23 protein-coding genes and 1 pseudogene are annotated in these 22,361 nt (G+C 69.8%); 8 read left to right on the top strand and 16 right to left on the bottom strand.

Features of this window, described 5'->3' with window-relative positions; translation table 11 throughout:
• Positions 1 to 683 precede the first annotated feature (683 nt).
• The 3 genes from ACIA8O_RS37420 to ACIA8O_RS37410 all read right to left on the bottom strand — a co-directional run bounded on the left by ACIA8O_RS37420 (position 684) and on the right by ACIA8O_RS37410 (position 4,996).
• Positions 684 to 1,847 (bottom strand): response regulator, encoded by a 1,164-nt coding sequence (locus ACIA8O_RS37420; protein ID WP_396298532.1) that lies wholly within the window; start codon positions 1,845 to 1,847, stop codon positions 684 to 686.
• Positions 1,848 to 2,594: 747 nt separating this feature from the next.
• Positions 2,595 to 4,013, bottom strand: coding sequence for a phosphatase PAP2 family protein (locus tag ACIA8O_RS37415; RefSeq protein ID WP_396298531.1), 1,419 nt, complete (start codon positions 4,011 to 4,013; stop codon positions 2,595 to 2,597).
• A gap of 440 nt (positions 4,014 to 4,453) precedes the next feature.
• A complete protein-coding gene (locus ACIA8O_RS37410) occupies positions 4,454 to 4,996 on the bottom strand; it encodes a carboxymuconolactone decarboxylase family protein (protein ID WP_396298530.1) in 543 nt (180 codons plus the stop codon).
• A 114-nt stretch (positions 4,997 to 5,110) separates the two neighbouring features.
• On the opposite strand from ACIA8O_RS37410, the gene ACIA8O_RS37405 reads away from it, so the two are divergent.
• From ACIA8O_RS37405 to ACIA8O_RS37380, 6 genes and pseudogenes are all read left to right on the top strand, one after another.
• Positions 5,111 to 5,710, top strand: a complete 600-nt coding sequence (locus ACIA8O_RS37405; protein ID WP_396298529.1) for a CGNR zinc finger domain-containing protein — start codon at positions 5,111 to 5,113, stop codon at positions 5,708 to 5,710.
• Between the two features lie 197 nt (positions 5,711 to 5,907).
• Positions 5,908 to 6,039 (top strand): annotated as a pseudogene (locus ACIA8O_RS37400) (LysR family transcriptional regulator); the annotation flags it as partial.
• 193 nt (positions 6,040 to 6,232) lie between these two features.
• Positions 6,233 to 6,832, top strand: a complete 600-nt coding sequence (locus ACIA8O_RS37395; RefSeq protein ID WP_396298528.1) for a LysR family transcriptional regulator substrate-binding protein — start codon at positions 6,233 to 6,235, stop codon at positions 6,830 to 6,832.
• A gap of 431 nt (positions 6,833 to 7,263) precedes the next feature.
• Entirely contained in the window at positions 7,264 to 7,635 is a 372-nt protein-coding gene (locus ACIA8O_RS37390; protein WP_396298527.1) for a transposase, read from the top strand.
• 69 nt (positions 7,636 to 7,704) lie between these two features.
• Entirely contained in the window at positions 7,705 to 8,004 is a 300-nt protein-coding gene (locus ACIA8O_RS37385) for a transposase (RefSeq protein WP_396298526.1), read from the top strand.
• The gene (locus ACIA8O_RS37380) at positions 8,001 to 8,873 is read left to right on the top strand and encodes an IS3 family transposase (protein WP_396298525.1); all 873 of its coding nucleotides are present in this window, start codon (positions 8,001 to 8,003) and stop codon (positions 8,871 to 8,873) included. The genes ACIA8O_RS37385 and ACIA8O_RS37380 overlap by 4 nt, the downstream gene beginning before the upstream one ends.
• 235 nt (positions 8,874 to 9,108) lie before the next feature.
• Here the strand turns inward: ACIA8O_RS37380 and ACIA8O_RS37375 are convergent, their stop codons facing one another.
• On the bottom strand, positions 9,109 to 9,891 hold the full coding sequence (locus ACIA8O_RS37375) for an IS5 family transposase (protein ID WP_396298524.1): 783 nt from the start codon (positions 9,889 to 9,891) through the stop codon (positions 9,109 to 9,111).
• A gap of 651 nt (positions 9,892 to 10,542) precedes the next feature.
• Between ACIA8O_RS37375 and ACIA8O_RS37370 the strand changes: the two genes are divergently transcribed.
• Positions 10,543 to 11,055 (top strand): DUF4328 domain-containing protein, encoded by a 513-nt coding sequence (locus ACIA8O_RS37370; RefSeq protein ID WP_396298523.1) that lies wholly within the window; start codon positions 10,543 to 10,545, stop codon positions 11,053 to 11,055.
• 133 nt (positions 11,056 to 11,188) lie between these two features.
• On the opposite strand, the gene ACIA8O_RS37365 is transcribed toward ACIA8O_RS37370, so the two are convergent.
• Entirely contained in the window at positions 11,189 to 12,346 is a 1,158-nt protein-coding gene (locus ACIA8O_RS37365; RefSeq protein WP_396298522.1) for a protein-L-isoaspartate O-methyltransferase, read from the bottom strand.
• A gap of 896 nt (positions 12,347 to 13,242) precedes the next feature.
• Between ACIA8O_RS37365 and ACIA8O_RS37360 the strand changes: the two genes are divergently transcribed.
• Positions 13,243 to 13,512 (top strand): hypothetical protein, encoded by a 270-nt coding sequence (locus tag ACIA8O_RS37360; RefSeq protein WP_396298521.1) that lies wholly within the window; start codon positions 13,243 to 13,245, stop codon positions 13,510 to 13,512.
• A gap of 102 nt (positions 13,513 to 13,614) precedes the next feature.
• Here ACIA8O_RS37360 and ACIA8O_RS37355 read toward each other — a convergent pair whose 3' ends face one another.
• The 11 genes from ACIA8O_RS37355 to ACIA8O_RS37305 form a co-directional block, all read right to left on the bottom strand.
• Positions 13,615 to 14,298, bottom strand: a complete 684-nt coding sequence (locus ACIA8O_RS37355; RefSeq protein WP_396298520.1) for a hypothetical protein — start codon at positions 14,296 to 14,298, stop codon at positions 13,615 to 13,617.
• Between the two features lie 946 nt (positions 14,299 to 15,244).
• Complete coding sequence (locus tag ACIA8O_RS37350) at positions 15,245 to 15,586, bottom strand: hypothetical protein (RefSeq protein WP_396298519.1); 342 nt, start codon at positions 15,584 to 15,586, stop codon at positions 15,245 to 15,247.
• A gap of 423 nt (positions 15,587 to 16,009) precedes the next feature.
• Complete coding sequence (locus ACIA8O_RS37345; protein WP_396298518.1) at positions 16,010 to 16,465, bottom strand: hypothetical protein; 456 nt, start codon at positions 16,463 to 16,465, stop codon at positions 16,010 to 16,012.
• A gap of 7 nt (positions 16,466 to 16,472) precedes the next feature.
• Positions 16,473 to 17,258 (bottom strand): hypothetical protein, encoded by a 786-nt coding sequence (locus ACIA8O_RS37340; protein ID WP_396298517.1) that lies wholly within the window; start codon positions 17,256 to 17,258, stop codon positions 16,473 to 16,475.
• Between the two features lie 301 nt (positions 17,259 to 17,559).
• Positions 17,560 to 18,414 carry a hypothetical protein gene (locus tag ACIA8O_RS37335; protein WP_396298516.1) on the bottom strand — a complete coding sequence of 285 codons (855 nt, stop codon included), beginning with the start codon at positions 18,412 to 18,414 and terminating at the stop codon, positions 17,560 to 17,562.
• 53 nt (positions 18,415 to 18,467) lie between these two features.
• On the bottom strand, positions 18,468 to 18,893 hold the full coding sequence (locus tag ACIA8O_RS37330; RefSeq protein WP_396298515.1) for a hypothetical protein: 426 nt from the start codon (positions 18,891 to 18,893) through the stop codon (positions 18,468 to 18,470).
• A gap of 261 nt (positions 18,894 to 19,154) precedes the next feature.
• Positions 19,155 to 19,928, bottom strand: coding sequence for a hypothetical protein (locus ACIA8O_RS37325; RefSeq protein ID WP_396298514.1), 774 nt, complete (start codon positions 19,926 to 19,928; stop codon positions 19,155 to 19,157).
• 220 nt (positions 19,929 to 20,148) lie between these two features.
• Positions 20,149 to 20,805, bottom strand: a complete 657-nt coding sequence (locus ACIA8O_RS37320; protein WP_396298513.1) for a helix-turn-helix domain-containing protein — start codon at positions 20,803 to 20,805, stop codon at positions 20,149 to 20,151.
• A 4-nt stretch (positions 20,806 to 20,809) separates the two neighbouring features.
• Entirely contained in the window at positions 20,810 to 21,076 is a 267-nt protein-coding gene (locus tag ACIA8O_RS37315; protein ID WP_396298512.1) for a hypothetical protein, read from the bottom strand.
• A gap of 715 nt (positions 21,077 to 21,791) precedes the next feature.
• Positions 21,792 to 22,001, bottom strand: coding sequence for a hypothetical protein (locus ACIA8O_RS37310; protein WP_396298511.1), 210 nt, complete (start codon positions 21,999 to 22,001; stop codon positions 21,792 to 21,794).
• 40 nt (positions 22,002 to 22,041) lie between these two features.
• Entirely contained in the window at positions 22,042 to 22,239 is a 198-nt protein-coding gene (locus ACIA8O_RS37305; protein ID WP_396298510.1) for a hypothetical protein, read from the bottom strand.
• Positions 22,240 to 22,361 lie beyond the last annotated feature (122 nt).

Genomic DNA, 22,361 nt, shown 5'->3' with positions numbered 1-22,361 from the left:
AACTCCGGCGGGTAGTGCTTCATCCCCACAGGGACTCCGTTCTCCTGAACCATCAAGATCCAGTGTCCGGTGTCCTCACATCAGGGGGAAGGCCCCCCGGGCGCGGGTGGCTTCGTGAAGTGAACGAACGCATGATTCCTCCTAGATTCGGAATTTAGGCATCACGACGGGACCTCTTCGGGTGCGCGCCGGGCATGGCGGCGCGCATCCTCCTGGTCTCACACGGCCCGCGCCCCTCGCGCGGGTCGTGCGGTGTGGCTCCACTACTTGGCTGCTCAACAGGGGATTGCGGGCCCCTTGGCGTCGAGCAGCAGGAGTCTCTCATCTGTAACCCCAGCACTACAATCTGTTCCCAAGCCGTCAAGCCGTTTGATTCGGAAACGTCTTCTCCCGTGAACCCAAACGGGTAGTCCCCTAGAGGGAACCGGCACGCGAATGCGCTGGTCGACGCGTGTAACGGCTTGATTTCATTCAATTTTGACCAGGGAGTGGTTGAACCGGGTGCGCTGCGGTGACAATCTCTCCACAACGCTGATTCCGGCCACACAGCCGGATCTCCCTGGCGTCGTGGCTCCACCATGGAACAGGGTCGGGCTCGCGTATTGCGGCGCGGGTCCACGAGGGTGGCGCACCCCTGGTGGGTGCGGCCACCCTCTGCTGCTTCCTGTACCCACCGGCTCCCATCAGCCTCCGCCCGTGGTGTACGCGCGGCGCTCAAGGTAGATCTCCACGAACACCGCCACCTTGGCGCGCAGCGCCCAGGGGTCGAAGGGCTTGACGATGAAGTCGACGCCGCCGGCGGCATAGCCGCGCATGGAGTGCTCGGGGTCGTTGCCGATGGCGGTCAGGAAGATGATCGGGATGTCGCGGGTACGGGCGCGGCGTTTGATGTGGGCGGCGGTCTCGTAGCCGTCCATCACCGGCATCTGGACGTCCAGGATGATGACGGCGAAGTCGTCGGACTCCAGCAGGGCCCGCAGTGCCTCCTCCCCGGAGGAGGCACTGACCACCTCGTGGTCGTGGGTGTTCAGCACCGCCTGCAAGGCCAAGAGGTTGGGCGGCTGGTCGTCGACCAGCAGCACCTTGGGCCGCACCCCCGAGGCAAGCCGCGGGCGGACGATCCGCACGAGCTCGGGCTCGGGCAGCACGGTGGTGCCCTGCTGGTGCTCGACCACGGCCAGCTGGCGCTCCAGCAGCTCACAGCGGGCCTCCGCGAACGCCGCGTGCCGGCGCACCGCTTCCAACTCCTGGCTGAGCCGGCCGACCTGGACCACCAGGGCGTCGCGCTCGGCGAGTATCACCTGCAGGTCATCCACCAGGACCGGCTGAACCTCGGCGGCCAGAAGGACCGGCGGGGCATCCGCTGCGATCAAAACCGGCGCCACCGGGGCCCGGTCCTCCTCGAGCGTCCTCAGCCGCTGCTCGATGTCGGCCAGCAGATACTGGTAGCCCTCCAGCGCGTGACCGAGCTCCTCCTCGTGAGCACTGGTCAGCTGCGCCTGCTTGTCCGCCGCCTTGAGCTGTCCCTCCAGCTCGTGGACGGCCAGGCTGATCGAGGCGCTGGTGCGCAGCGCCGCCACCCGCAGCCGGTGCAGGCGCTCCCTGGTGCGCCGGTCGATCTCAGCTCCGCGCAACTCGCCGATCTGGCGCAGGAGCTCCTCCACGAACTCCCACGGGGCGACGCGGGTGCCGGCCAGGTAGCGGGAGAGGGTGCCGGGGTTGACGAAGGCGCGGGCCGCCAGGCGGCGGCAGGACAGGCCCAGTTCGTCAACAAGCTCGCGTAAGGCCTCGGCGAAGGCTCTGCACTCGGTGTTGAGATTGTCGTCCAGCGGCTGAAGCCCGCCCATGCCTGCCTCTTCGACCGGATCGCCCGGCCCCTGCCCTCGCCGTGCCGCGGAGTGCGGCGGCCGCCCCATGTTCCTCACCCGCGGGCAGCTCATGAAGGGCGCACGGGAGCAGGCCGTCCGGCCGCGCCGACGGCCAGCCGGCCGAAGAACGGCACCACCGGCGTCGGCGACCCGGCACGGCGGGACTCGCACTGCGGCGCTGGAGCGCCGCCCGGCCCGGACGGCACCGCCGTGCCCGTCCCGGCGGACATGGCCAGCGCCGTAACCGGTCCCGGCCTCCTGAACATCGAGCACTGCACCCTCAGCCTCCAAGAACGCTCCACCCCGCGCACCGCGCGGGTCCCGGCCGAGTCGACCGGGTGCGCAGCAGCCTGACGCAGTGTCAGGGTGCTGCGCGCGCCGCAACCCCCGGCAACACCCAGGCGGCAACGCACCGGCAACACCCCGGAGGTGTACCGGGCGCGACAGGCACTCTCGCCAACGGCCCAGGGGCCGGCCCACCTGGTCGGTGGGCCGGCCCCTGGGCGGGAGGCTGGTCGGGGAAGGGTTGTGCGGGTGATGCGTTCCTCTCCCGGCGCGGGAGGGGTGGGGCCCAGGACGAGGGCGGTGGCCTCCTAGCGCGCCCTCGTCCTGGGCTGTGTCCGGCGGCGGGTCGGTCGCCCCACTCCCGGACTTCTGGCCCCGTGTCGCTGTGTCGGTTCCCAGGAGCCGGGGGATCGGACATGGCGGCACGGGGTGGTGCGGGGGTTAGCCGAGGGGGTGGGCGTTCCAGACGTAGCCGCCGACCTTGGTGCCGCCGGCGACGCCGGCTTCGGTGTCGAAGCGGTAGTGGACGCCGTTGTAGACGCGGCTGATGGCGTTCTCGGCGGCGGCGGAGGAGAAGGAGCTGATGTGGCGGGTGACGCCGACGGCGTTGGGGTCGTCGGTGGTGCCCTCGTAGGGCAGGGTGTCGGTGCCCCACCAGCCCTGCATGATCTGCGCCCAGGTCGCGCCGAAGGTGGAGTGGCCGGACTGGTAGGCCGGGAACGGCGGGGAGAAGTGGTTGCCCGCGGCGTCCGAGGACAGCGGCAGCCAGGCCGGGTCACCGGTGGTGTTGGGGTTGTAGTCGTTGTCGGCCAGCTGCACCGCCGACTGCGGGCGCCACAGGTCGAAGTCGGTGCTCCACTTGGCGTCCCAGGCCACGATCGCGGCATCGGCCAGGGCGACGGACAGGGTGCCGAAGAGCTTGGCGGTGTAGAAGGAGGAGGCGTTGGGCTTGTAGGTGTTGAGGATGACCAGGGTGTGGTCGTACTGCTGGCCGGTGGGCTTGTAGGTGCCGTTGAGGTCGTTGGCCCAGAAGCGGGCGATGGCGGTCTGGTCGGCGGTGCGGGTGGTGGAGTTCCACGCGCCCAGCGACTTCACCTCGTTGAGGTTCTGGGCGTAGATGCCGGAGGGCAGCAGGGTCTCGGCGGTCTCGAAGCCGCCGGGCTTGGCCGGGCGGAACTGGGTCTGCGAGGCGATCACCCAGGGCTTGACCTTGCCCCAGTTCGGGCCGCCGGGCGGGGTGCCGGGGGTGGTGGGCCGCCAGTGGCCGGGCTCCAGGCGCGGGGTGTAGGGGGTGGTGTCGGTGGAGCCGTCGGTGGAGCGGTAGTCGATCAGGGCCTGGGCGGTCTTGGTGCCCCAGTACTTGCCGAGCGCGACGTCGGCGGCGCTGCCGGAGGAGACCAGGCTGCGGGCGGCCAGCAGGTCGTCGTCGAGGTTGACGGTGGGGAAGGAGGCCTTGAGCGCGGTGTAGGCGGCGTAGTCGATGGCCGCGTCCAGCGCGCCGTACTTGCGGCGCAGCTCGGGGGTGTAGGTCAGGTAGGGGGTGCCGACCTTGTAGATGGAGTTGACGGTGTCGTAGATGGCGATGTTCATCACGGCGCCGGCCCGGGTGATGGGGCCGGCGATGCCGCCGGCCTCGCGGGTGGCCTGGAGCATCGCGCGCTCCCAGAAGAGCACGTGGTCGGGGCCGAGCTTGTTGGCGACCGCGTCGGGGACGGACTCGACCGAGTGGATGCGGTCGGTGCCGTCGGTGGTGTCGGTCTCGGCGACGGCCTGGGCGGGCACCATCGCGATGAGCGCGCCGATGGCGACCAGGGTGATCAGGCCCTTGCGGCCGCGGCGGGTGATGCTGGTCTTCGACATTCCGATTCCTTAGTGGTCAATCGGTGAACGAGGGGGCATTCGGTAGTTTTTCTTGGTGCCCGCTTTCTGGTAACAACGTTATCCGTCTTCCCCGCGGGTGGAAGGGGCATGGTTTCGATAGCGGGGATCGTCATTTCTGATACCCCCCTCGGAGGGAAAATGGAAAAGGCCCCGCGCATGGATGCGCAGGGCATTTTCCGTCAGGTCTTTCCAAGTGGCGCCCGCGGACACCGCACGGGGGAATTCGGTGTCCGCGGGCGCCAGGGATACGGGTCCAGCCGAGATGGCTGGACAACCGGCCGTCCGGCCGCCGCTCCTGCCGCCTTGGGCTCCGGGTACGGGTTCAGACGTACAGGGCCTTTTTTGTCGGGTTTTCGCGAGTGGAGCCTGCGGACACCGCACGGGGGAATTCGGTGTCCGCGGGCGCCGGGGGTGCGGGTTCAGCCGAGGTGGCTGACGAGCGGCCAGTCGATGGCCACGCCGGCGGCCTTGTTGAAGTAGTTGGTGAAGACGTTCAGGGAGACGTTGGCGATGACCTCGGTGATCTCCCCGTCGGTCAGGCCGGCGCTGCGGGCGGCCTTGAGGTCCTCCTCGGCCAGGTCGCCCTTGGTGTTGAGGATCGCGACCGAGAGCTTGAGGGCGGCGTCGGTGCGCGGGTCGGCGGCCTTGGCGCGGCGGGCGTCGGCGGCTGCGCTCTCGTCGAGTCCGGCCAGGTTGGTGGCGATGTAGGTGTGGGCGGAGAGGCAGTAGTCGCAGGCGTTCTCCTGGGCGACGGTCAGCGCGATGGCCTCGCGGACGCCGGCGGAGAGGGCGCCCGCGCCCAGGGCGCCGGAGAACTCGAGGTAGGCCTTGAGGACGGCCGGGCTGTTGGCCATGACCTTGGTCATGTTCGGGGTCACCCCGAGGGCCTTGTGGACGGCCGCGAGCAGGTCGGCGGCGGCACCCTGGGCCTCGGCGGGCTCGATGACGGGAAGGTTCGACACGGTTGCTCCTCAAGACGTGGTAGCCAAAGTTTTCTAACGGCTGGCGGCGTCTGCTGCCATGAGAACAGTGACACAGGCTTCTCACGGATGCAAGTCCGGCCTACCATTAGAAGCATGAGAGCCGACGACCTTGAGAGCGGCGGAGCGCCCCTGCTGGGCGAGCCCCTGCCCATCGAACTGGCCAACGCCACCTACGCCGTACGCGGCCGCTTCGTGGACGGGCTGCAGACCACCGACCACGTCGCCGCCTGGCTGCGCGACAACCGCGCACGCTTCACCGAAGCCCTCCCCGACAAGGACCTGCTCGCCGTCGACCCCGGCGAACTCGAGACCACCCGCCGCCTGCGCGACGCGGTCCGCCAGCTCACCCACGCCGCCGCCCACCGCACCCGCCCGCCCCAGGAGGCCATCGAGATCGTCAACCACCAGGTCCGCTCCGTCCCCCGCTGGCGCGAACTGACCTGGGGCGACACCACCCCCCTCGCCACCACCCACACCGGCGCCGACCCCGTCGGCGCGGCCCTGACCGAAGTCGCCCAGCAGACCGTCGACCTCTTCTCCGGCCCCGACATGCCCAAGGTCACCGCCTGCGACGCACCCGGCTGCGTCCTGTACTTCCTCAAAGACCACCCCCGGCGCGAGTGGTGCTCGCCGGCCTGCGGCAACCGGGCCCGCGCCGCCCGCTACTACGAACGCACCAAGCGCGCCCACTGACCCCACCCCAACCCGGCGGACTCCCGCTCTCCGGAACCGGCCTGGCACCTCGTCACGATCCAGGCCGGTCCCGGATTGCGGGAGCCGCCGCCCCCGTACCACGATCTAACGGCAGCCGACCCCCGCAGCCGTTAGAGCCGGGCCGGCTGGTTCCACGAACGCGCACCCACCACACCACGCGCCACGGGGGCCCGCACATGGACTTCACCTTCCGCCAGCTCAGAACCTTCCGCGACGCCGCCGAAACCGGCAGCCTCACCCTCACCGCAAAACGCCTCGGCAGCTCGCAATCCAACGTCACCACCCAGATCCGCGCCCTGGAAACCCGGTTCGGCGCCCAACTGTTCATCCGCACACCAACCGGCGTCCAACTCACCCCCGCCGGCCACGCCACCAAGCAATTCGCCGACCACCTCTTCGCCACCGTCGACGAAATGCACAGCCAACTCACACCCGGCACCAAACCCACCAAACCCACCGGGCCCACCGGAAACGTCACCCTCGCCTCCACCCCCCCTGCTCATGGAATACGAGATCGCCGCCCTGGTCCGCGACTGCCACCACCATCACCCCGGCATCACCCTCTCCCTGCGCCCCATGAGCGCCGCCGACGTCACCCAAGCCGTCACCACCGGCCAAGCCGACATCGGCCTCACCCTCGTCACCGACCCCGCCCACCAGCCCCCCACCCCCGGCCTCCACCGCCAGACCCTCTTCGAACTCCCCCTGGTCCCCATCGGCGACGCCCGCCCCACCCCGCCCGGCCACCACCCCGCCATCGAAAACGTCCTGGTCGTCGACCCCGCCTGCACCACCCACACCGCCCTGCTGCACCACCTGCGCACCACCTACGGCCTCGAGACCCCCACCCTGCAAGCCGGCTCCGCCCACGGCGCCATAGGCCTGGCCAAAGCCGGCCTCGGCGTCGCCATGCTCCCCGAAAAAGCCCTCACCGAGACCACCCACACCGGCACAACCACCCTCATCCCCTGGCTCCCCCGCACCACCACCCACGTCCAAGCCCTCTGGAACGCCGCCACACACCCCACCCCCGCAACCACCACCCTCCTCCACCTCCTACGCCACACCACCCACACCCACCAAACCCCCACCGCCGCCTGACCCCCACACCACACCACCACACCCCCAGCCACACAGACATCGACGGAATCAGACTCGCCCTCCAGCCTCCGGGCCCTGCGCTCGGGTCGACCCACCTCAATGACCATGATCCCGGCAGCGGAGAACGACAAAACCACCCACAAACCGACCCCAACACCCCAGAAGCCGTTGTTGTACCGGTCTTGATGGACATGGGTTCGATTGGTGCGGCTCGGTCGGGTGATCTTGGCGCGTGCCGGGCATGAAGACAGGGCCCCTGGTGCAGCTCGAGGTTGTCGAGACCGTGAGCACGCCAGGAGGCCCTGTTGCCGCAGTTGTACGCCCTCGCGCCCACGGGTTCCAACTCGGCCGCCCGGGAGTGTGATTGTCTCGCCCACAGGTTCGGGAACGCCGGGGATCGTCCGCACAGGCGTCCGAGGTACCCCTCGGACATGAGCGACGCGGAGTGGGCGGTCGTGCGTGAGGCGATGCCTGTCCCGGCCTGGCTGGAAGGCCGCGGCGGACAGCCGGAGGGCTACTGCCACCGCCAACTGGTCGAGGCGGTGCGCTACCTGGTCGCCGGCGGCATCGCCTGGCGGTCGATGCCCGCGGACTTCCCCGCGTGGGACCGCGTCTACGCGTTCTTCCGGCGCTGGACGGAATGCGACGGCATCGCCCGAGTCGGTGCACACCGCAGCCAGTCCTACGCCGACCCCGGCGACGGACAGGTCGCCGAGGCGGGGCCGGTGTCAGCGGTCACGAAATTCCCCGGCCCGGCTGGTTCCGGTGTCACGTCATTCGGCTCCGGCGAAGATTGGGCTTGATCCGGTTTGACGGACACCCTTGATCAGGGGCCTTGGGGTCCCGGAGAGATGATGTCCATCATGGGGAGTATGGGGAAGAAGAAGCCGCGTCCTCGCCGCTCGTTCACGCCGGAGTTCAAGGCCGAGATCGTCGAGCTGTGCCGGCGCGGGGACCGTTCGGTCGGTCAGGTCGCCAAGGACTTCGACCTGACCGAGACCGCGGTGCGGGCCTGGGTGAACCAGGCCCAGGCCGACGCGGGCGAACGCGACGGCCTGACCAGCGACGAGCGCGAAGAGCTCGCGAGGTTGCGGCGGGAGAACCGCCGGCTGCGCGAGGACGTCGACGTCCTGCGCCGGGCAACGGCTTTCTTCGCGAAGGAGACCCGGTGACGGTGCACCCGTTCATCGAGGCGGAGAAGCGCGCGGGTCACAACGTCAGACGGGCGTGTGAGCTGCTCAAGGTCTCCCGTGCCGCCTTCTACGCCCGCCGCGACGGCGCCGCCGGCTCGCGGGCGGTGCGCGACGCCGAGCTCACCGAGAAGATCACCGAGGTCCACGAGACATCGCACGGCAGCTACGGCGCTCCGCGCGTCCATGCCGCCCTGCGGCGCGAGGGTGAGCGGTGCGGCCGGCGCCGCATCGCGCGGCTGATGCGCCAGGCCGGCCTGGCGGGACTGCACCGGCGCCGTCGCCAGCGCACTACGGTCCCCGACCCGAACGCCACCGCGCGGCCCGACCTTCTCCTGCGGGACTTCGAGCCCAACCACGAAGCGCTCGACCGACGTTGGTGCGGTGACATCACCTACATCCCCACCGAGGAGGGCTGGCTCTACCTGGCCACCGTCATCGACATCGCCTCCCGCCGCGTCGTCGGCTGGGCCACCGCCGACCACCTGCGGACCGAACTCGTCGCCGACGCGCTGCGAGCCGCCTGCCGAGCCCGCCAGCCATCCGGTCCGGTGGTGTTCCATTCGGATCGCGGCTGCCAATATACGAGTCACGAATTCGCCATCCTGGCAAGGGAGTTCAATATTCGACTGTCGGTCGGGCGCACCGGACAGTGCTGGGACAACGCACTCGCGGAATCGTTCTTCGCCACCCTGAAGCGGGAGTTGACCGACAACCGGACCTGGCCCAGCCGGGCAGCGGCCCACACCGCGATCTTCGAGTGGATCGAAAGCTGGTACAACATACGGAGGCTGCACAGCAGCCTTGGCTACCGCAGCCCAGCCGAGTACGAGACCGTCCTCGCAGCCTGACCACCACAACGATGGTGTCCGTCAAAGCGGAGCAAGCTCACTCTCGACTCGCTCGCGCCGGAATACCAGCGGCTCGTGGAGGCTCTGGCCGACAGGAGCGGGGAGGTGATGGACTGTCGGCAACTCGCTGCGGCACTCGGGCTGGAGGTCGTTGCGGCGAAGGTGGAGGGGGTGCGGTCGAAGGCGAAGCGGCTGGCCGCGCGGGGCTGGCTGGTCGAGGAACGCCCGGGGATGTTCAGTGTGCTCGTCGGGCGGGTCGGCGGCTCATGACCATGGTCATCGACCAGCGGATCATCGCCTCCGAGGTGTCGGTGCGCCTCTCGTAGTCGCGCGCGAGGCGGCGTGAGCGCATCAGCCACGCGAACGTCCGCTCCACCAGCCACCTTTTCGGCAGCACCGTGAAGCCGCTGCTGTCGTCGGCGCGTCGGACCACGGTCAGGGCGATCCGCAGAACATCGCGGGCGAGGTCGATCAGGGGTCCGGTGTAGCCGCCGTCGGCCCAGACCAGGGTGATGCGCCAGTGCCGTGCGCGAATCCGGGCCAGCAGCGTCCGGGCCGCGTCGCGGTCGGTGACAGAAGCTGCGGTGACCAGCACCGACAGCAGCAGCCCGAGGGTGTCCACGACGATGTGACGCTTGCGGCCGTTCACCTTCTTCCCGCCGTCGAAGCCCCGGCTCGCGGCCGGCACCGACGCGGCCGCCTTCACCGACTGCGCGTCGATGATCCCCGCGGTCGGCTCCCGATCGCGGCCGGCAGCCTCGCGGACCCGCTCGCGCAGCCGGTCGTGGAACTCAGCGGCCAAGCCCTTGTCGCGCCAGCGCCGGAAGAACGCGTAGACGCGGTCCCACGCGGGGAAGTCCGCGGGCATCGACCGCCAGGCGATGCCGCCGGCGACCAGGTAGCGCACCGCCTCGACCAGTTGGCGGTGGCAGTAGCCCTCCGGCTGTCCGCCGCGGCCTTCCAGCCAGGCCGGGACAGGCATCGCCTCACGCACGACCGCCCACTCCGCGTCGCTCATGTCCGAGGGGTACCTCGGACGCCTGTGCGGACGATCCCTGCCGTTCCCGAACCTGTGGGCGAGACAATCACACTCCCGGGCAGCCGAGTTGGAACCCGCGGGCGCGAGGGCGTACAACTGCGGCAACAGGGCCTCCTGGCGTGCTCACGGTCTCGACAACCTCGAGCTGCACCAGGGGCCCTGCCTTCATGCCCGACACGCGGCAAGATCACCCGACCGAGCCACACCAATCGAACCCACGTCCATCAAGACCGGTACAACAACGGCTTCTGAGATCTCCACCGAACCCGGGGCGGTTCAGTCACCGGCCGATGCGGCCACACGTCAGTGGAGGTGCGGGCCAACGTCAGCGTTCCAGCCCTGCTGCACATCCCCACCTGTGGCTCAGCTTCCAAACAACCGCTGACGCGAAGCCGCAACCCGCTGACACCACACCCGAACATCACACACGTCTTGACGGCATGGCGCCGTGATCAAGCCTGTGGACTGGGCTGCCGCGGTGCCGCTAGGTTTCTCCCGTCTCTGCGGGTAACCAGCACCGCAGTGCTCCTGAATGGAATCAGCATGCAACCCGGAATACCCAGTACGGCACCCGCTCCTGTGACGCTGGCGGTGCGCGACCCGAGAGTGCCGGCGACCGTAGCACAGGCAGTGATCTGGATCGAGTTGCTGGCACAGGCCGTGCTAGTGGCAACCGGAGAGGGCACGGCGGAAACGTTCCCGCAGACCGTGCCGGCCATGACACTCCTCAGCGCGGTTTCGTTGGTCGCGGTGATCTGCTGGCTCCGCCGGTGCCGGCTCAACGCAGAGGCGTTCGCCCCCGACACCCACCGGTACAGCCCCGGCTTCGCGATCGGCGGGTGGCTCATCCCGGTGGCCATGCTGTGGATCCCGCGCCGGGTGACACTCGATGTCCGCCGTGCCAGCGGACTCGCCAGCCGCGCCTGGCTGGTCGAGGGATGGTGGTGGACCCGGCTGGTCAAGGTCGTCGTGGCGCTGCTCGCCACTCGGTCCCTGCCGAATCCGATGTTCTCCCCGTACGTCGCAGTGCTCACCGCCGCTTCCGGGGTCATGCTGCTGCTGGTGATCCGGGAGATCACCGCCGCCCAGACTGACCGGATCACTGCAGGACCGGCTGCGGCAGCGCCGGCCACCCCGACCTGACCGCCCTTCACATGCCTCCGCTGTTCGCCGTCAAGCAGGGTCCGACGGTGGTCAAGCACGGGCGTGCTGTCGTTGAGCCGAGTGCTACAACCGCAACTGGCCCCAGGGGGTCGTCCACCCCAAGCCAGCTCCGTCAGAGATGGGGGCTCCACCGCGGCCCGGTCTCGGCATCGAGGGCCCAGAGCCACTGTTCATCGGCCGTGACCGTCATGCCGTAGTCGTACACGCTCGGGCCTCCCAACGCAGTCCACTCGTCCCAGGCTGCTTCCACCTCGTCAGCCAGGCATCGCGGACCGCCCTGGTAGGCGAAGACCCCGGACTCCGTCGTGGACAGGCTCGCCCAGGACGTACGGCCATCGTGGATCCATGCCGACGTACCGTCCCCGTCGACCGCCGTGGCAACCTCGACCTCGGACAGGACGACGCGCAGGTGGAAGCGCAACCCCCAGTCCGTACGCAGCGGGGTCAGGTCGCGGTGCACCGAGCGCTCGGCGGCCGGGTCCGCGTGGCCGCGGATGTCGGAGTAGGTGCGGCGTGGGTGGCTGGGAGTCATGCGGTCGGGCATGAACTGGGCGAGGCCCTGGAACCACCCCTGGGCGTGGGTGTGGTCGTCGGCGACGGTGAGGGCGACGTGCCCCAGGCGGCCCCATGGCACGACGAGGCGCCCGCCCGGTTGGCACTGGGTGATCCAGGTCCAGGGGATGCGCTCGACGGCGTAGGTGGCCACCACCCGGTCGTAGGGGGCACCCGATGCCCAGCCGGTGGCGCCGTCGCCGCAAACGGCTGTCACGTGCAGGCCGCGGGCACCCAGGCGGGCCGCGGCGGCGGCCGCGAGGTCGGGGTCGGCTTCGACGGTGGTCACGGTCTTGGGACCGGTACGGCGGGTGAGGAGGGCGGCGTTCCAGGCGGACATGCCGGTGCCCAGCTCCAGCACCTGGTGGCCGGGCTCGGCCTGCAGGGAGTCGAGCATGTCGACGACCAGGGCCTGCGCGGAGAGGCTGGAGGTGGGCAGGCCCGCGGTGATCTGAGTGACAGCCGGGGCGTGCTGGTCGGCGTAGAGCAGCTCGGCCCAGCGGTGCGGGTCAGTGTCGCGGTCAACAGCCCGCCAAGCATGGCCGTCCCAGTCCCACAGGGGCGAGGGGGCGAACCGGTCTCGCGGGAAGTCGGCGACGGCGTCGCGGATCCAGGACGAGCACTCGGGCCATGTCCCCGCGCGTGCCATCTGCTCGTCCAGCCGCGCCCGCCAGAGCGCGAGCTCGCCCTGGCGGGTGGTGTCGTCGGCGGTGGTCACCGTGTTCGCCCCATGCTGCTCGGCTACTTCTTGTGCTTGCCGTCGCCGGGCGGCGGAGGCGGCACCTGGCCGTCCGCGTTGCCCGGAGGCGGGGTTCCCTGGCCAGGATCCGGCGGAGGCTTCTCGTGATCACCCATACCCGCGTCCCTCCCTCATCGCGGCCGCCCGGCCGACCAGGCCGGCCCCGGCCCTCATCGTGCCCGCCCAGGGGCCGGCTCGGAAAGAGCGCGTCAGGGTGGCGCAGCAACGCGCTTGGTTGACCTCCCCCGCAGGGACACTCGGGGTGCTCGCCTTCGGACTCGTATCGCTGTTGCTCAGAGTGACAGTGATACGCACCGGTCCAAGTGGGCCTAGTGCCGCATCAAGCAACGTTCGCCCCGTCCTGCTGTGCCTTTGCACGGTAGATGGCCAGGCTGTTCAGCCTTGTTGGCCAAGCGGCGCAGAGCCCCTGCGGGCTTGCCTGATCAGCGCGCGTACGGTGTGCGTGGGCACTGTGCCGCCGACCGATCGAAGCATGGTCGACCGTCACACCGAAGCGGACGAAAGGTCGGGAAATCATAGGAGCGGACGCGGGGCTACCGGTCGACCTGGAGGCGCTTTCGGCCGCCTGGCAGGCGCGCTGGGCGCGGTCTCATCCGGTCGGGTATCTCCTCTTTGGGGCGTTCAAGGAGCGGTGGGTCCGCTTCCACTACCTGCAGGACTCGAAGCGCTATCCCGACAGCGAGGCCGAGTACCGCCTCCTTCTCCAGCGGCAGCACACGGTCCTCACCGACCTGGACGCCCCGGCCGAACTCACGGTCATCACCTGCGCGTGGAACACGAACGACCAGACGGAGCCGGTCGATCGCAGCCCCGAACTGGAAGCCGTCGCACCCGGCACGTACTGGCGCACGGTCATGGAGGATGACCACCTCGCCCCGGAGTTCCAGGTCCGCACACACCTCTACGCCGGCCGACTGGCCAACGTGCCACAGACCCTGGACCCGCTGCTGCGCGCAATCGCCGACGAGGTGACGATCGGGGTCATCCTCGCCCCGCCGGGCCTCGACTGGCTGGTGCACCCCTATGACGGCGGGATCGACATCATCACGGCGACCGTGGCAGAACGCGACGAGCTCAAAGGCCGGCACCCCGACTGGCTGTCGTCACACCCGCAGGGCTACTGAAGGCCCGGTCCCACCACGAGCGGCCCACCGCTCTGGCCAACCAGCCTGTTCAGCCTTGTTGGCCAGGTGCTCAGAGTCGAGGCCGGCGACAACGACTGACCGTCAGGATGCCCAGGACAGTCGTACCGCCTCGATCTCGGCGTCGTTGAGCAGCGCCTCGATGAGGGCTGGCGGTCCGGCGACCTTGGTGGCCCACAGGTCGTAGTCGGTGCACAGGACCCAGGAGTGGTCCTCGGTCCAGAGGTTGGACGGGCTGCAGCCGGCTTCGGGGTTGTCGTACAGGGCCTCGGCGCTGCCAAGGCGTCCCGCGCGGACGTGGAGGTTCTCGAAGTCGGTGGGCACGAGCATCAGCGGGTTGTAGTAGGCCAGGCACGGGGTGTCCGGGCCTGCGGTGCTGTGCTCGGTGAGGACGGAGATCAGCCGGTTCCAGGTGTCACGGTCCAGGCTGCCCTCCGTGGGCAGAAAGATGCCGGGCGGCCAGCCGGTGTCCTTCCTGGCCGAGGGGAAGCAGCGGGAGGAGGGCAGCAGCCCGTCGGGGACGACGGGATCACCGACGCGCTGCGCGAGCTCCGCCCAGCGCAGCCGGCGCCGGCCCTCGCCGAGGTGCCCGGTCCGCACGGGGCCGTCTGCCGGGGCCACGCCCGTTGCGGCGTCGGCGCCGGTGAAAGTGGCGGGCTGGGTGCTTCCATCCGCGAGCCGCCCCTGCCGGGGCTCGTGCTGGGAGAGCCCGGCCGGCCCGTGCTCGCGTTCGTACATGGGGTTGAGGACCCAGACCGCGTCGGGCATCGCGGGAGGCATGAACCCGGTCACGCCGTCGCCGCACAGCTCCAGGAGCCAGTCGGTCCTGCAAGACGGCGCGAGCGGCCACAAGGCCGTCAACGGGTGCGAATCCTCATGCATGCGATCCATGATCCCAGCAGCGATGTCGAGACCTGAAGCCAGATCCACCAGGCCAACACCCGACCTGGCCACCTACCGCCCGGCGCGGCGGTGGCGGGCAGGGCGAGCCGGGCCGGACGGCGGCGACATCGGCGGCCGGTTGCAGGAGGCGCTATGCCGAAGGCTCTGCCCACCCGGCCCAGCCGACCAACCGCCGGCCACCCGGACGGAGCAGCAGCAAGGGGGCTGGTTAGAACGGCCCGCTGCCGTTCTAACCAGCCCCTGAACTGCGCAGATCCAGGAAACTCACCGGCCAGCGGCCGCCTGGGACGGGCAAACTCACCGGGCCAGAAAACGGAACTCACCGCCTTCGGATCGGAAACTCGTCGGCCGGAGCGCGAAACTCACCAGCCCAGGTCAGGAAGGGTGCCGAAACTCCCCGCCGCAGGTCAGCAGCCCTGCGGCGGGGAGGGGGCCGCCGGTCAGGTCCGGCGCCACCAGGAGCTGGTGTACTTGGCCTCGGCGGCCGGTGCACAGCCCGTCGTCCCTCCAGACGCTCTCCTTCTTTGCCCACCGCTCGTCGGTGAACTTCGCCGCGCAGCCGGCGCTGACCGCCGCGAGGAGCAGCACCAACTGGCCGTGGTGTTATCACAGGGTTGATCACCTCGTTCTGCGCAGTGCAGAACGATCGGCGGGACGACGGTGCGGACCCGGCGGTGGACTACTCAAAGCGGCTCCCCGGCCGGGTGGTCCGCCCTCGTCCTGCCGAGCAGGTCAGCCCGACCGGAAGGAGTGGACCACCCGGTGACACCCGGCACGGTGCCGCTGCCAAGCCGGCGGCACCGTCAGCGGATCAGACCTCCAGAGCCCGGGCGGCGAGGAAGTCCGGCCACTCCAACACCCCCGCCGGAGCCACCCCACCACTCGACGGGAAGAGGTTCTCCTTCGCCTGCACCACGCCCCCGTGGCCCGGGTAGTAGTCGTCCTTCACCGGGGCCACGCCCCCGCTCGACGGGAAGGCGTTGTCCTTCGCCTGCACCACCCCACCGCTCGACGGGTAGAAGTTCTCCGACTGCACCACGCCCCCGGTACCCGAGTGGTAGTCGTCGCCGTCGGTGGTGACCGCACCCCCGGCGAGCAGCGCGCCGGCCACGGCGGCCAGCACCGCCCCCTTCACGAACAGCGTCCTGCGCATCAGATCCCCCGGTCCGGACCGGGCCCGGCCCCCGGCCGGACCTTCGCCCGCAGTATCTCCGGAGCCCCCGCCTCCGTCACCCTCAGACGTCGAAGGCTGCGAGGCCGGGGATACGCCGCGGCCGGGACGGGAAGCCGGCGGTTCGCCCGGGGCAGTCCACCGGGAGGCCGCCAAGGCTTCTTCCCCGGCCACCAGCAACGCGTTGAGCTGCGGGGCTACCGGCTTCCAAGGTGTCGGAGGCACCGGCGGCAGCCGTCTCCAAGGCTCCCCGGCCCGGCCTGGACGGCCTCCAAGGTTCGGGGACCCGCTTCCAAGGTGAGCCGTTGTGGAGGCCAGCCACCGCCGAGCCGCTGGCCGCCGTCCCCGGCGGGAGGAATCGTCAAGACCTGTGGATCAGATCAGCCTGGGGCGTTGATCCGGTCGTTAGGTTCGGCGGCTCGCCGCGTTGCGGACACGGCGGGTGCGCCCGTGCTCGGCCAGCAGGCTGAGGGCGGCAGGGGAAGTGACGAGCTGGGTGGCAGCGGCGGTGCGCTGGAACCAGTCGGACGCGGTCAGCAGTTCCTCATCGGTCCAGGGCTCGCCCAGCGCGACAGACCTGAGCAGAGTCCACTCGCGCAGGCGCCGGGCAAGGAAGGCGCGGTCGCCAATGACCGTGGCCATCATCGTGGCCCAGGTGGGGAACTGGGGGCTGGTCAGCTGCTGGGCCGCCCGGCGTTCGAGGTGATGGTTCACGGCGCTCTCGGCCATGGCTGCGTCGTCGTCGCGAAGGACGGTGGCCAGCAGGCCGGCCTCCTCCGCCTGCGCGACGCTGTCCAGGGCCCGCAGGTATCGGGCATAGCGCAGGTGCTCGGGGGGTTCGTCGTCGTGAGAGCCGGTCATGCGGCAATCACATCATTCCGCTCGACCAGCTGACCACGTTCGAAGCAGGCTCCGGCCCGGACGAGGGGGAGGCGAGCTTCGTCCCGGCCGGCAGGAGCCCGGCGGCGTCGCGGCGGCCAGCCGGGGTCAGGCACCACAGCTTGCGCCCGTCCGGCAGACGCAGCTCCTCGCGGACCTTCCCGGCATCCCGCAGGTCGCCCAGGGCGTCGCGTACCGACCGGTCGCAGCGCTGGTGGGGCAGGACCAGCGGCCACAGCTCTCGGGGCATGGCCCGCTGGAACAGGCCGAGCGCGGCCAGCGCCCCGCCCCGCACCGGGGCCGTCGATCCGCACTTCCACTCCCTCTCCTTCTTCTCCGTGCCGCTCCGGTCTTCGACAACGGCAGCATCACGGAGAAGAAGGAGAGAGGGAGAGGAGTTGTCGCCACCGCCCGACCCCCTTGTCCCCGGCCCCTGGCCTGCGGATTTGCCGGTACGGAGCGGCCGGGGCGTGGAGGTGGGGGCGGAGGTGCCCACGGTGGTGCCGGACGGCGGGTTGTCCCGGCCCGGCGAGGCCTGCGGCGGGTCCGCCGGGAGGTGGCCGACGGCCTGGCCGCCGCCGTCGGAGCGGGTGGAGGTGGTGGTGGACATCGGAGCGGGCCTTCCGCGAGCGCGGCCGGAACCGGCCTGGTGGCCGCGTCCCAGCGCCCGGGCGGGCAGCACCAGCGGGCCGAGCTTCTTGTCCTTGCGGGTCTTCTCGCAGTGCGGGCACTCCAGCCGGTTGGGGCCGGCCACCTCCGTCAGCTCCAGCCGCAAGCCCTCCTTACCGCCGATCGAGCCCCGACACGTCCAACACGAACGTAGCTTCGCGTTGGCTTCGCGGGCTGCCCCGGGGGCCGCGTAGGGGCCGGGCCGGCGGCCGGGGTCGGGTAGCCGGGCCCCAGCCGCCCGGCCTGGAGAACTACGCGGTGGCCGAGCACGACGGCTTGGAGCAGCGGGCGCTCACTACACGGAGTGGCGGGGCCAGGGACAGCGGCCATCTGACCATGGCCCCGCCACTCCGGCTCCGACGCGCCACCTCGGGGGCGGCCAGCAGGGCGGCTCGGGGCGGCGGCCCCTATCCCCTGTAGTTCCGCAGGATGCGGTCCAGGCTGGCAACTTCCTTGGCGAGGACGAGGTTCGGCGTCTTCAGCACTTCGGCGAGCAGCTCACGGTTCTCGGCGATGCACCCCACATTGGGTTCTGTCGGAATCTTCCAGTCGTCGCCGTCGGGGTAGAAGTCGTACTGGTAACCGGGGTACAGGATGGCGATGGGGCCGGTCTTGAGCTGCTGGCCACCGTCGTGCTCAAGGACGACGTCCACCACCGCGACCCACGGCGAGACGCCCTCGACGATGGTGGGCATCCCCACGGTGAGCATGAGGCGGTCGTGCTTGTTGGCGACGACTTCGTGGCTGATCGTCTTCGTGAGGGTGAAGGGCTTGGCGGGCGGAACGGGCCCTTGGTCCTCGGGGAGCGTGAACTGGTAGTTCGCGGTGATGACCAGAGGCCCGCCAGTGGAAGCGCACGGAGGCAGTGACCGCAGTGAGTTGAACGTGATGCTGGCCTTCGTGACCAACGAGGTGCCGTTGGCGACGTTCCCCAGCGTCAGGTCGATGCCAGCCCCCTGGAGCCCGGTCCGCTTCTCGACCGGCGCGCTGGCGTCCGTGACGTCACGCTCCTCTCCTTCGCCGCCTCTGGTGACGTAGGCCGATACCTGTGAGAGCGCGAGATCGGATTTGAGCTCCGGGCCATGCCGGGCAAGGTCGTTGGACACCTGGGCGTGCTCATCAAGCCTGACGACGTAGAAGGTCCCCACGGCCACGATGATCACGAGTATGACGATGCCCCACTTGACCCAACTACGGTGCTTCGCCCGGTGGCCGGCCTCCCCTGGCGGCTCCGCCACAGTCATGTTCTCGGCGACGTACATCCGGGAGTTGTCGCGCGAGGTGTTGTTCTGCGTGCCTCTACGGCCGTCGGAGGTCATGACCCTTGCCGAGTTGCCGGGCCCTCGTTGATCACGATGGTGCCGTGCTGGACGATGTGCTGCCGGGAGTTGTCGTGTGAGTGGTTGTTCTGGATGAACGTCTGCTGCGATTGCGGCACGGACGCCTGAACCTGCTCGACGAGCGCCCGGAGCTCGCCCTCGAGCTCCGGGTTCTCCTCCAGGAGCTCGGTCAGTTTCACCCGCCAGCGGTCGGCGAGCACCGTCCGGACCTGCTCCTGCTGCGCCTGAGGCGCCTGCTCCAGTTGCAGCGGGATGCGGTCGAGCTGAACGGAGATGCGCTGCTCCTCCCCCGCATCGCCGCGGCCGAACAGCCGGGCCACGCCGCCCTTCGTACCGTTCCAGGCGTCCGTCGCGGCAGCGGCCACGATCGCGGCACCCCCGGTAGCCATCAGCTGGAGCACTGCCTCTGTCAACACCCTTGATCTCCCGCACAGTTGTCGGCCCTGACCGGCCACGGACACTACGAGACACAAACTAACGCATCGTCAGATCACGGAATACCGAATCGCTCCGCCCCTGGTGGGCACGCGCGCGCTGCCCGGGCCTTGTCGCGTCCGGGTCTCACCCGGGGGTGGGCAGGTGTCCGTGCAGGTCACCGGGCGCGACAGCGCCCCACGTGATAGGAGGCCCGACAGCCCCCGCGACAGGGGCGGGACGAGCGCTCACCGGCGGTCCTTGGCCGGGTAGAGCGTGGCGTACTGCACCCGCAGCTGCCACCACGGGTCGGCCGGGGTGGAGACGCGGGCGGCCAACTGCTCCCGGAGGGTGGGCAGCGGAAGCACCAGCCGGCCGAGCTTCTTGTCCCTGCGGGTCTTCTCGCAGTCCGGGCACTCCAGCCGGTTGGGGCCGGCCACCTCGGTCAGCTCCCGCCGCGAACCCTCCTTACCCCCGATCGAGCCCCGGCACGTCCAGCACGGGCGCAGCTTCGCGTTGGCTTCGCGGGCCGCCTCGAGGCGCGCCTTCGCCTTGGCCTCCCGCTGCTTCTTGCGGTGTTCCTGGATCTGCTGGTGGCAGCCCCAGCAGCGGCCGCCCGGACGGCGGACCCACTGCTGCGCGCCTCGGGGGCCGTACTCCGTGCCGTGCTCTTGGCGGGGGATGTCGCCGCAGTCGGAGCAGGCCAGGGTGGCCATCAGCTCGGCGTGCTCCTGGCGGGCCTTCTCCTCACGGGCCTGTTGGCGCTCGTCGTAGGCCTCGCGGGTGTGCGGGCTGTCCAACGCCTCCAGCAGGGAGGACCGCCCGGCGCGGCCGAAGCGCCACCACACGGGCCCGAGCGGGCCGTGCTCGGCCAGCAACTGAAGGGTGGTGGCGACGACCGGTACGGCGTCGTCGTACTCGTGCCAGCCGTCACCGCCCGCCTTGCCGCCGGGCATGGTCCACCAGGCCGCACCGACGGCGTCGCGCGCCAGCGCCGCCACCTTCTCCTGCCGGTTGGCCAAGGCGAGGGGTCCGGCATCGGTGACGACCAGGGCGACCGGCGGGTACCCGGGCCGGCCGTGGTCGGGCCAAGTCCGGGGTCGCCCGCGGGCTACTGGTTTCGTGGCGGATCGTCACGAAACCAGTAGCACTCAAGACTCGGGCTCGGCGGTGCTGCAGCGGGGACCGCTGGATCATTGAGGGTGGTTCAGGTCGGTGCCAACAGCGGGGCTGGCTGGTGGACTAGTCGTCGGGGCCCGAGGTAGCAAGAAGCTGGTTGGCTCGCGCCGCCCTCAAGGCGAGGGCGGGAGAGTGGAAGTGGTTCGCTCCCTCGTGGCGGCGGGGACGGTTGACTCGGTCCCATGCCTCCAGCCACGTCTCGATCTCGGAGGCCGGCACTGCGCAGGCTTTGACGAAGGCCTCCAGAAGAGCGCGGTTGGGTGGAGCGTCACCTCGCAAGACTCGGCTGAGGCTGCTTCGGGGGAGTTCGCCGTGTGCGCCCGCCTGGCGTTCGAGATCGCGCAGGGATGGCCTGCCGATCTTCAGGTAAAGGTGCTGCATCGCAACCGAGAGCCCGAGTCGGTCCTTGATCAACGCGATGTGCTGCGGGGCCTCCTCGGGACGTTGCCGACCGGCGCGGCGAGCGGCGCGCCATAGTCCGCGGGTACGGGCGATCTGCTTCTTCGTGGCCCCACACCCCGTCAGATACGCCTCCACGACGGCCATGGGCGGGACGGATTTTCCGGACGCGGCTCGGGAGAGCCGCGTCCGGTCCATCCTGGCCATTTCGGCGAGTTGGGCGTAGCTGAGGCCAGCGCGCTGGCGGTGGGCCCGGAGGTCCATCGCCAGCGCGGCGATCTCTTCGCTGAACGAGGTGATGGGGCGTTCGGGACGCCCCACTCGATCAGGCTGTCGGGACGGTCTGGGCAACCGGTCCGTTGCCGGAGCGGGTGGAGGTGACAAGCTTGGTCGCCACGTAGGCCGTGCCGGCGAGCAGGTCGATGATGCCGAAGACGGGCATTCCGCTGTAGGCGAGGGCTCCGGCGAGGACGAGCACCACGATCACGACGACCGTTTCGGTGCCGGAGAGGTGCCGACGGTTGCGCGGCGGCTCGTTGGTCCCGGTGCAGGGGGTGGATCCGGACCGGCGGAAGAAGGGGATCATCGCCATAAGGCTGTCATTCTCCTTAGGTGTGCCCGAGCTGGGCTCGGGAGGGTGCACAGGCTCCAGCAGGGCCTCATGGCCCTGTCGACTGTGGCCAACTCGGGTTTGCCGACCCGGCGTTGTGGACCACCCATCGATGATCCCACCTCTGCTCGCACACCACGGTCGTGCTCCAGCCCTCCAGAGCGCTTTGATGCGAATCCGTCCAACCGGGAGACCGGAAGTAATGAGTTCAGGACGGGGTGTGCCATCGTTTGCCACCCCTGCAAGGAGAAGGTTTACAACCCTGGGTTGTGCAAGTCGATTCGCGCTCTGACCTGCGATTTTCCCCTGAAACCGCTTCTACTACCGGGGCAAGGGGCGTGGACCCTAACACGGCGGCTCGACAGACCCTCGTCACGGCAGAATTGATGCATGGCTGTCCCATTTGCCATTGCGGCTTCGGGAAGCCCGTGTGACTCTGTCGATCAGTCAGGCACCCGCTCTACAAGGTGCCCTCCCAGGTGTGTGCACGGGCTCCACCGACGGCTCCCGGGAGTAGAACGGCCGACGTTGCCGCGTCCCCGTTCACCACAGGTGACGTGCAGTCATGCACGTCACCTGTGGTTTTTGTTCGGGGTACCCCGAACTTTGGCCGGCGGCCCTCACCGTCTGCTCTTCCCACCAGCGCTCAGACACGATGACGTCTGCCACCGAGAGGGACGCGGGGAAATGGCTCCTGTCAGCTGACCTCGACGTAGGCCACCAAGACAATCGTGCCGAGCACGGTAGAGACATAGGCGATGCGGACGCCGTCCTTGGCGTACTCGCGGACCGGGCTGGACGGTTGGCGCTGAACGCCGGTCTTCGGATCCAACGCGATCGCGTTGAGGTGCGGATCAAGGCGGGCCAGGGCGTCGGCGTCCATCTCCGCGATCTGCCGTTCGGCCACCTTGTGGAACGTGATGACGGCCCGTCGGCGTGAGGGTCGCTCAGGCAACCTGCTGCTCCTGGTCATCGGGCAGGCCACGTTCGGCCCGGATCTCGTCCCAGGTCCGGCATCGGTTGAGGTCCACGCCGTGCTCGGCCAAGTCCAGCAGGACGTATGCCAACCGCGGATCCTCCAGCGCGGCGTCCCGCGCTGCCTCGCGCAGCCCATCAGCCTCGGCCGGGTCGAAGGTGAGGTGCATCGCTCCTCCTTCACATCTGTGTGTCCGTCAGTTGAGGCTAGCGCAGCCGCGTTGGGCCGCCGAGGGTTCGACCGTCAGCAGGGAGGCCCTGAAGGAAGATGCGGCAGTTCCGGGATCGTGGA

Source organism: Kitasatospora sp. NPDC051853 (assembly GCF_044452665.1).
Classification (GTDB): domain Bacteria; phylum Actinomycetota; class Actinomycetes; order Streptomycetales; family Streptomycetaceae; genus Kitasatospora.
The sequence above is the reverse complement of the archived record's forward strand: the minus strand, read 5'-3'. Positions and strand labels throughout refer to the sequence as shown.

Excerpts from the sequence above, each read along its gene's own strand:
- ACIA8O_RS37405 (WP_396298529.1), top strand. The coding sequence starts at position 5,111 with ATGAGAGCCGACGACCTTGAGAGCGGCGGAGCGCCCCTGCTGGGCGAG.
- ACIA8O_RS37415 (WP_396298531.1), bottom strand. The coding sequence starts at position 4,013 with ATGTCGAAGACCAGCATCACCCGCCGCGGCCGCAAGGGCCTGATCACC.
- ACIA8O_RS37390 (WP_396298527.1), top strand. The coding sequence starts at position 7,264 with ATGAGCGACGCGGAGTGGGCGGTCGTGCGTGAGGCGATGCCTGTCCCG.
- ACIA8O_RS37385 (WP_396298526.1), top strand. The coding sequence starts at position 7,705 with ATGGGGAAGAAGAAGCCGCGTCCTCGCCGCTCGTTCACGCCGGAGTTC.
- ACIA8O_RS37345 (WP_396298518.1), bottom strand. The coding sequence starts at position 16,465 with ATGACCGGCTCTCACGACGACGAACCCCCCGAGCACCTGCGCTATGCC.
- ACIA8O_RS37395 (WP_396298528.1), top strand. The coding sequence starts at position 6,233 with ATGGAATACGAGATCGCCGCCCTGGTCCGCGACTGCCACCACCATCAC.
- ACIA8O_RS37420 (WP_396298532.1), bottom strand. The coding sequence starts at position 1,847 with ATGGGCGGGCTTCAGCCGCTGGACGACAATCTCAACACCGAGTGCAGA.
- ACIA8O_RS37355 (WP_396298520.1), bottom strand. The coding sequence starts at position 14,298 with ATGCCCGACGCGGTCTGGGTCCTCAACCCCATGTACGAACGCGAGCAC.
- ACIA8O_RS37375 (WP_396298524.1), bottom strand. The coding sequence starts at position 9,891 with ATGAGCGACGCGGAGTGGGCGGTCGTGCGTGAGGCGATGCCTGTCCCG.
- ACIA8O_RS37305 (WP_396298510.1), bottom strand. The coding sequence starts at position 22,239 with ATGCACCTCACCTTCGACCCGGCCGAGGCTGATGGGCTGCGCGAGGCA.
- ACIA8O_RS37315 (WP_396298512.1), bottom strand. The coding sequence starts at position 21,076 with ATGGCGATGATCCCCTTCTTCCGCCGGTCCGGATCCACCCCCTGCACC.
- ACIA8O_RS37350 (WP_396298519.1), bottom strand. The coding sequence starts at position 15,586 with ATGCGCAGGACGCTGTTCGTGAAGGGGGCGGTGCTGGCCGCCGTGGCC.
- ACIA8O_RS37360 (WP_396298521.1), top strand. The coding sequence starts at position 13,243 with ATGGAGGATGACCACCTCGCCCCGGAGTTCCAGGTCCGCACACACCTC.
- ACIA8O_RS37335 (WP_396298516.1), bottom strand. The coding sequence starts at position 18,414 with ATGTACGTCGCCGAGAACATGACTGTGGCGGAGCCGCCAGGGGAGGCC.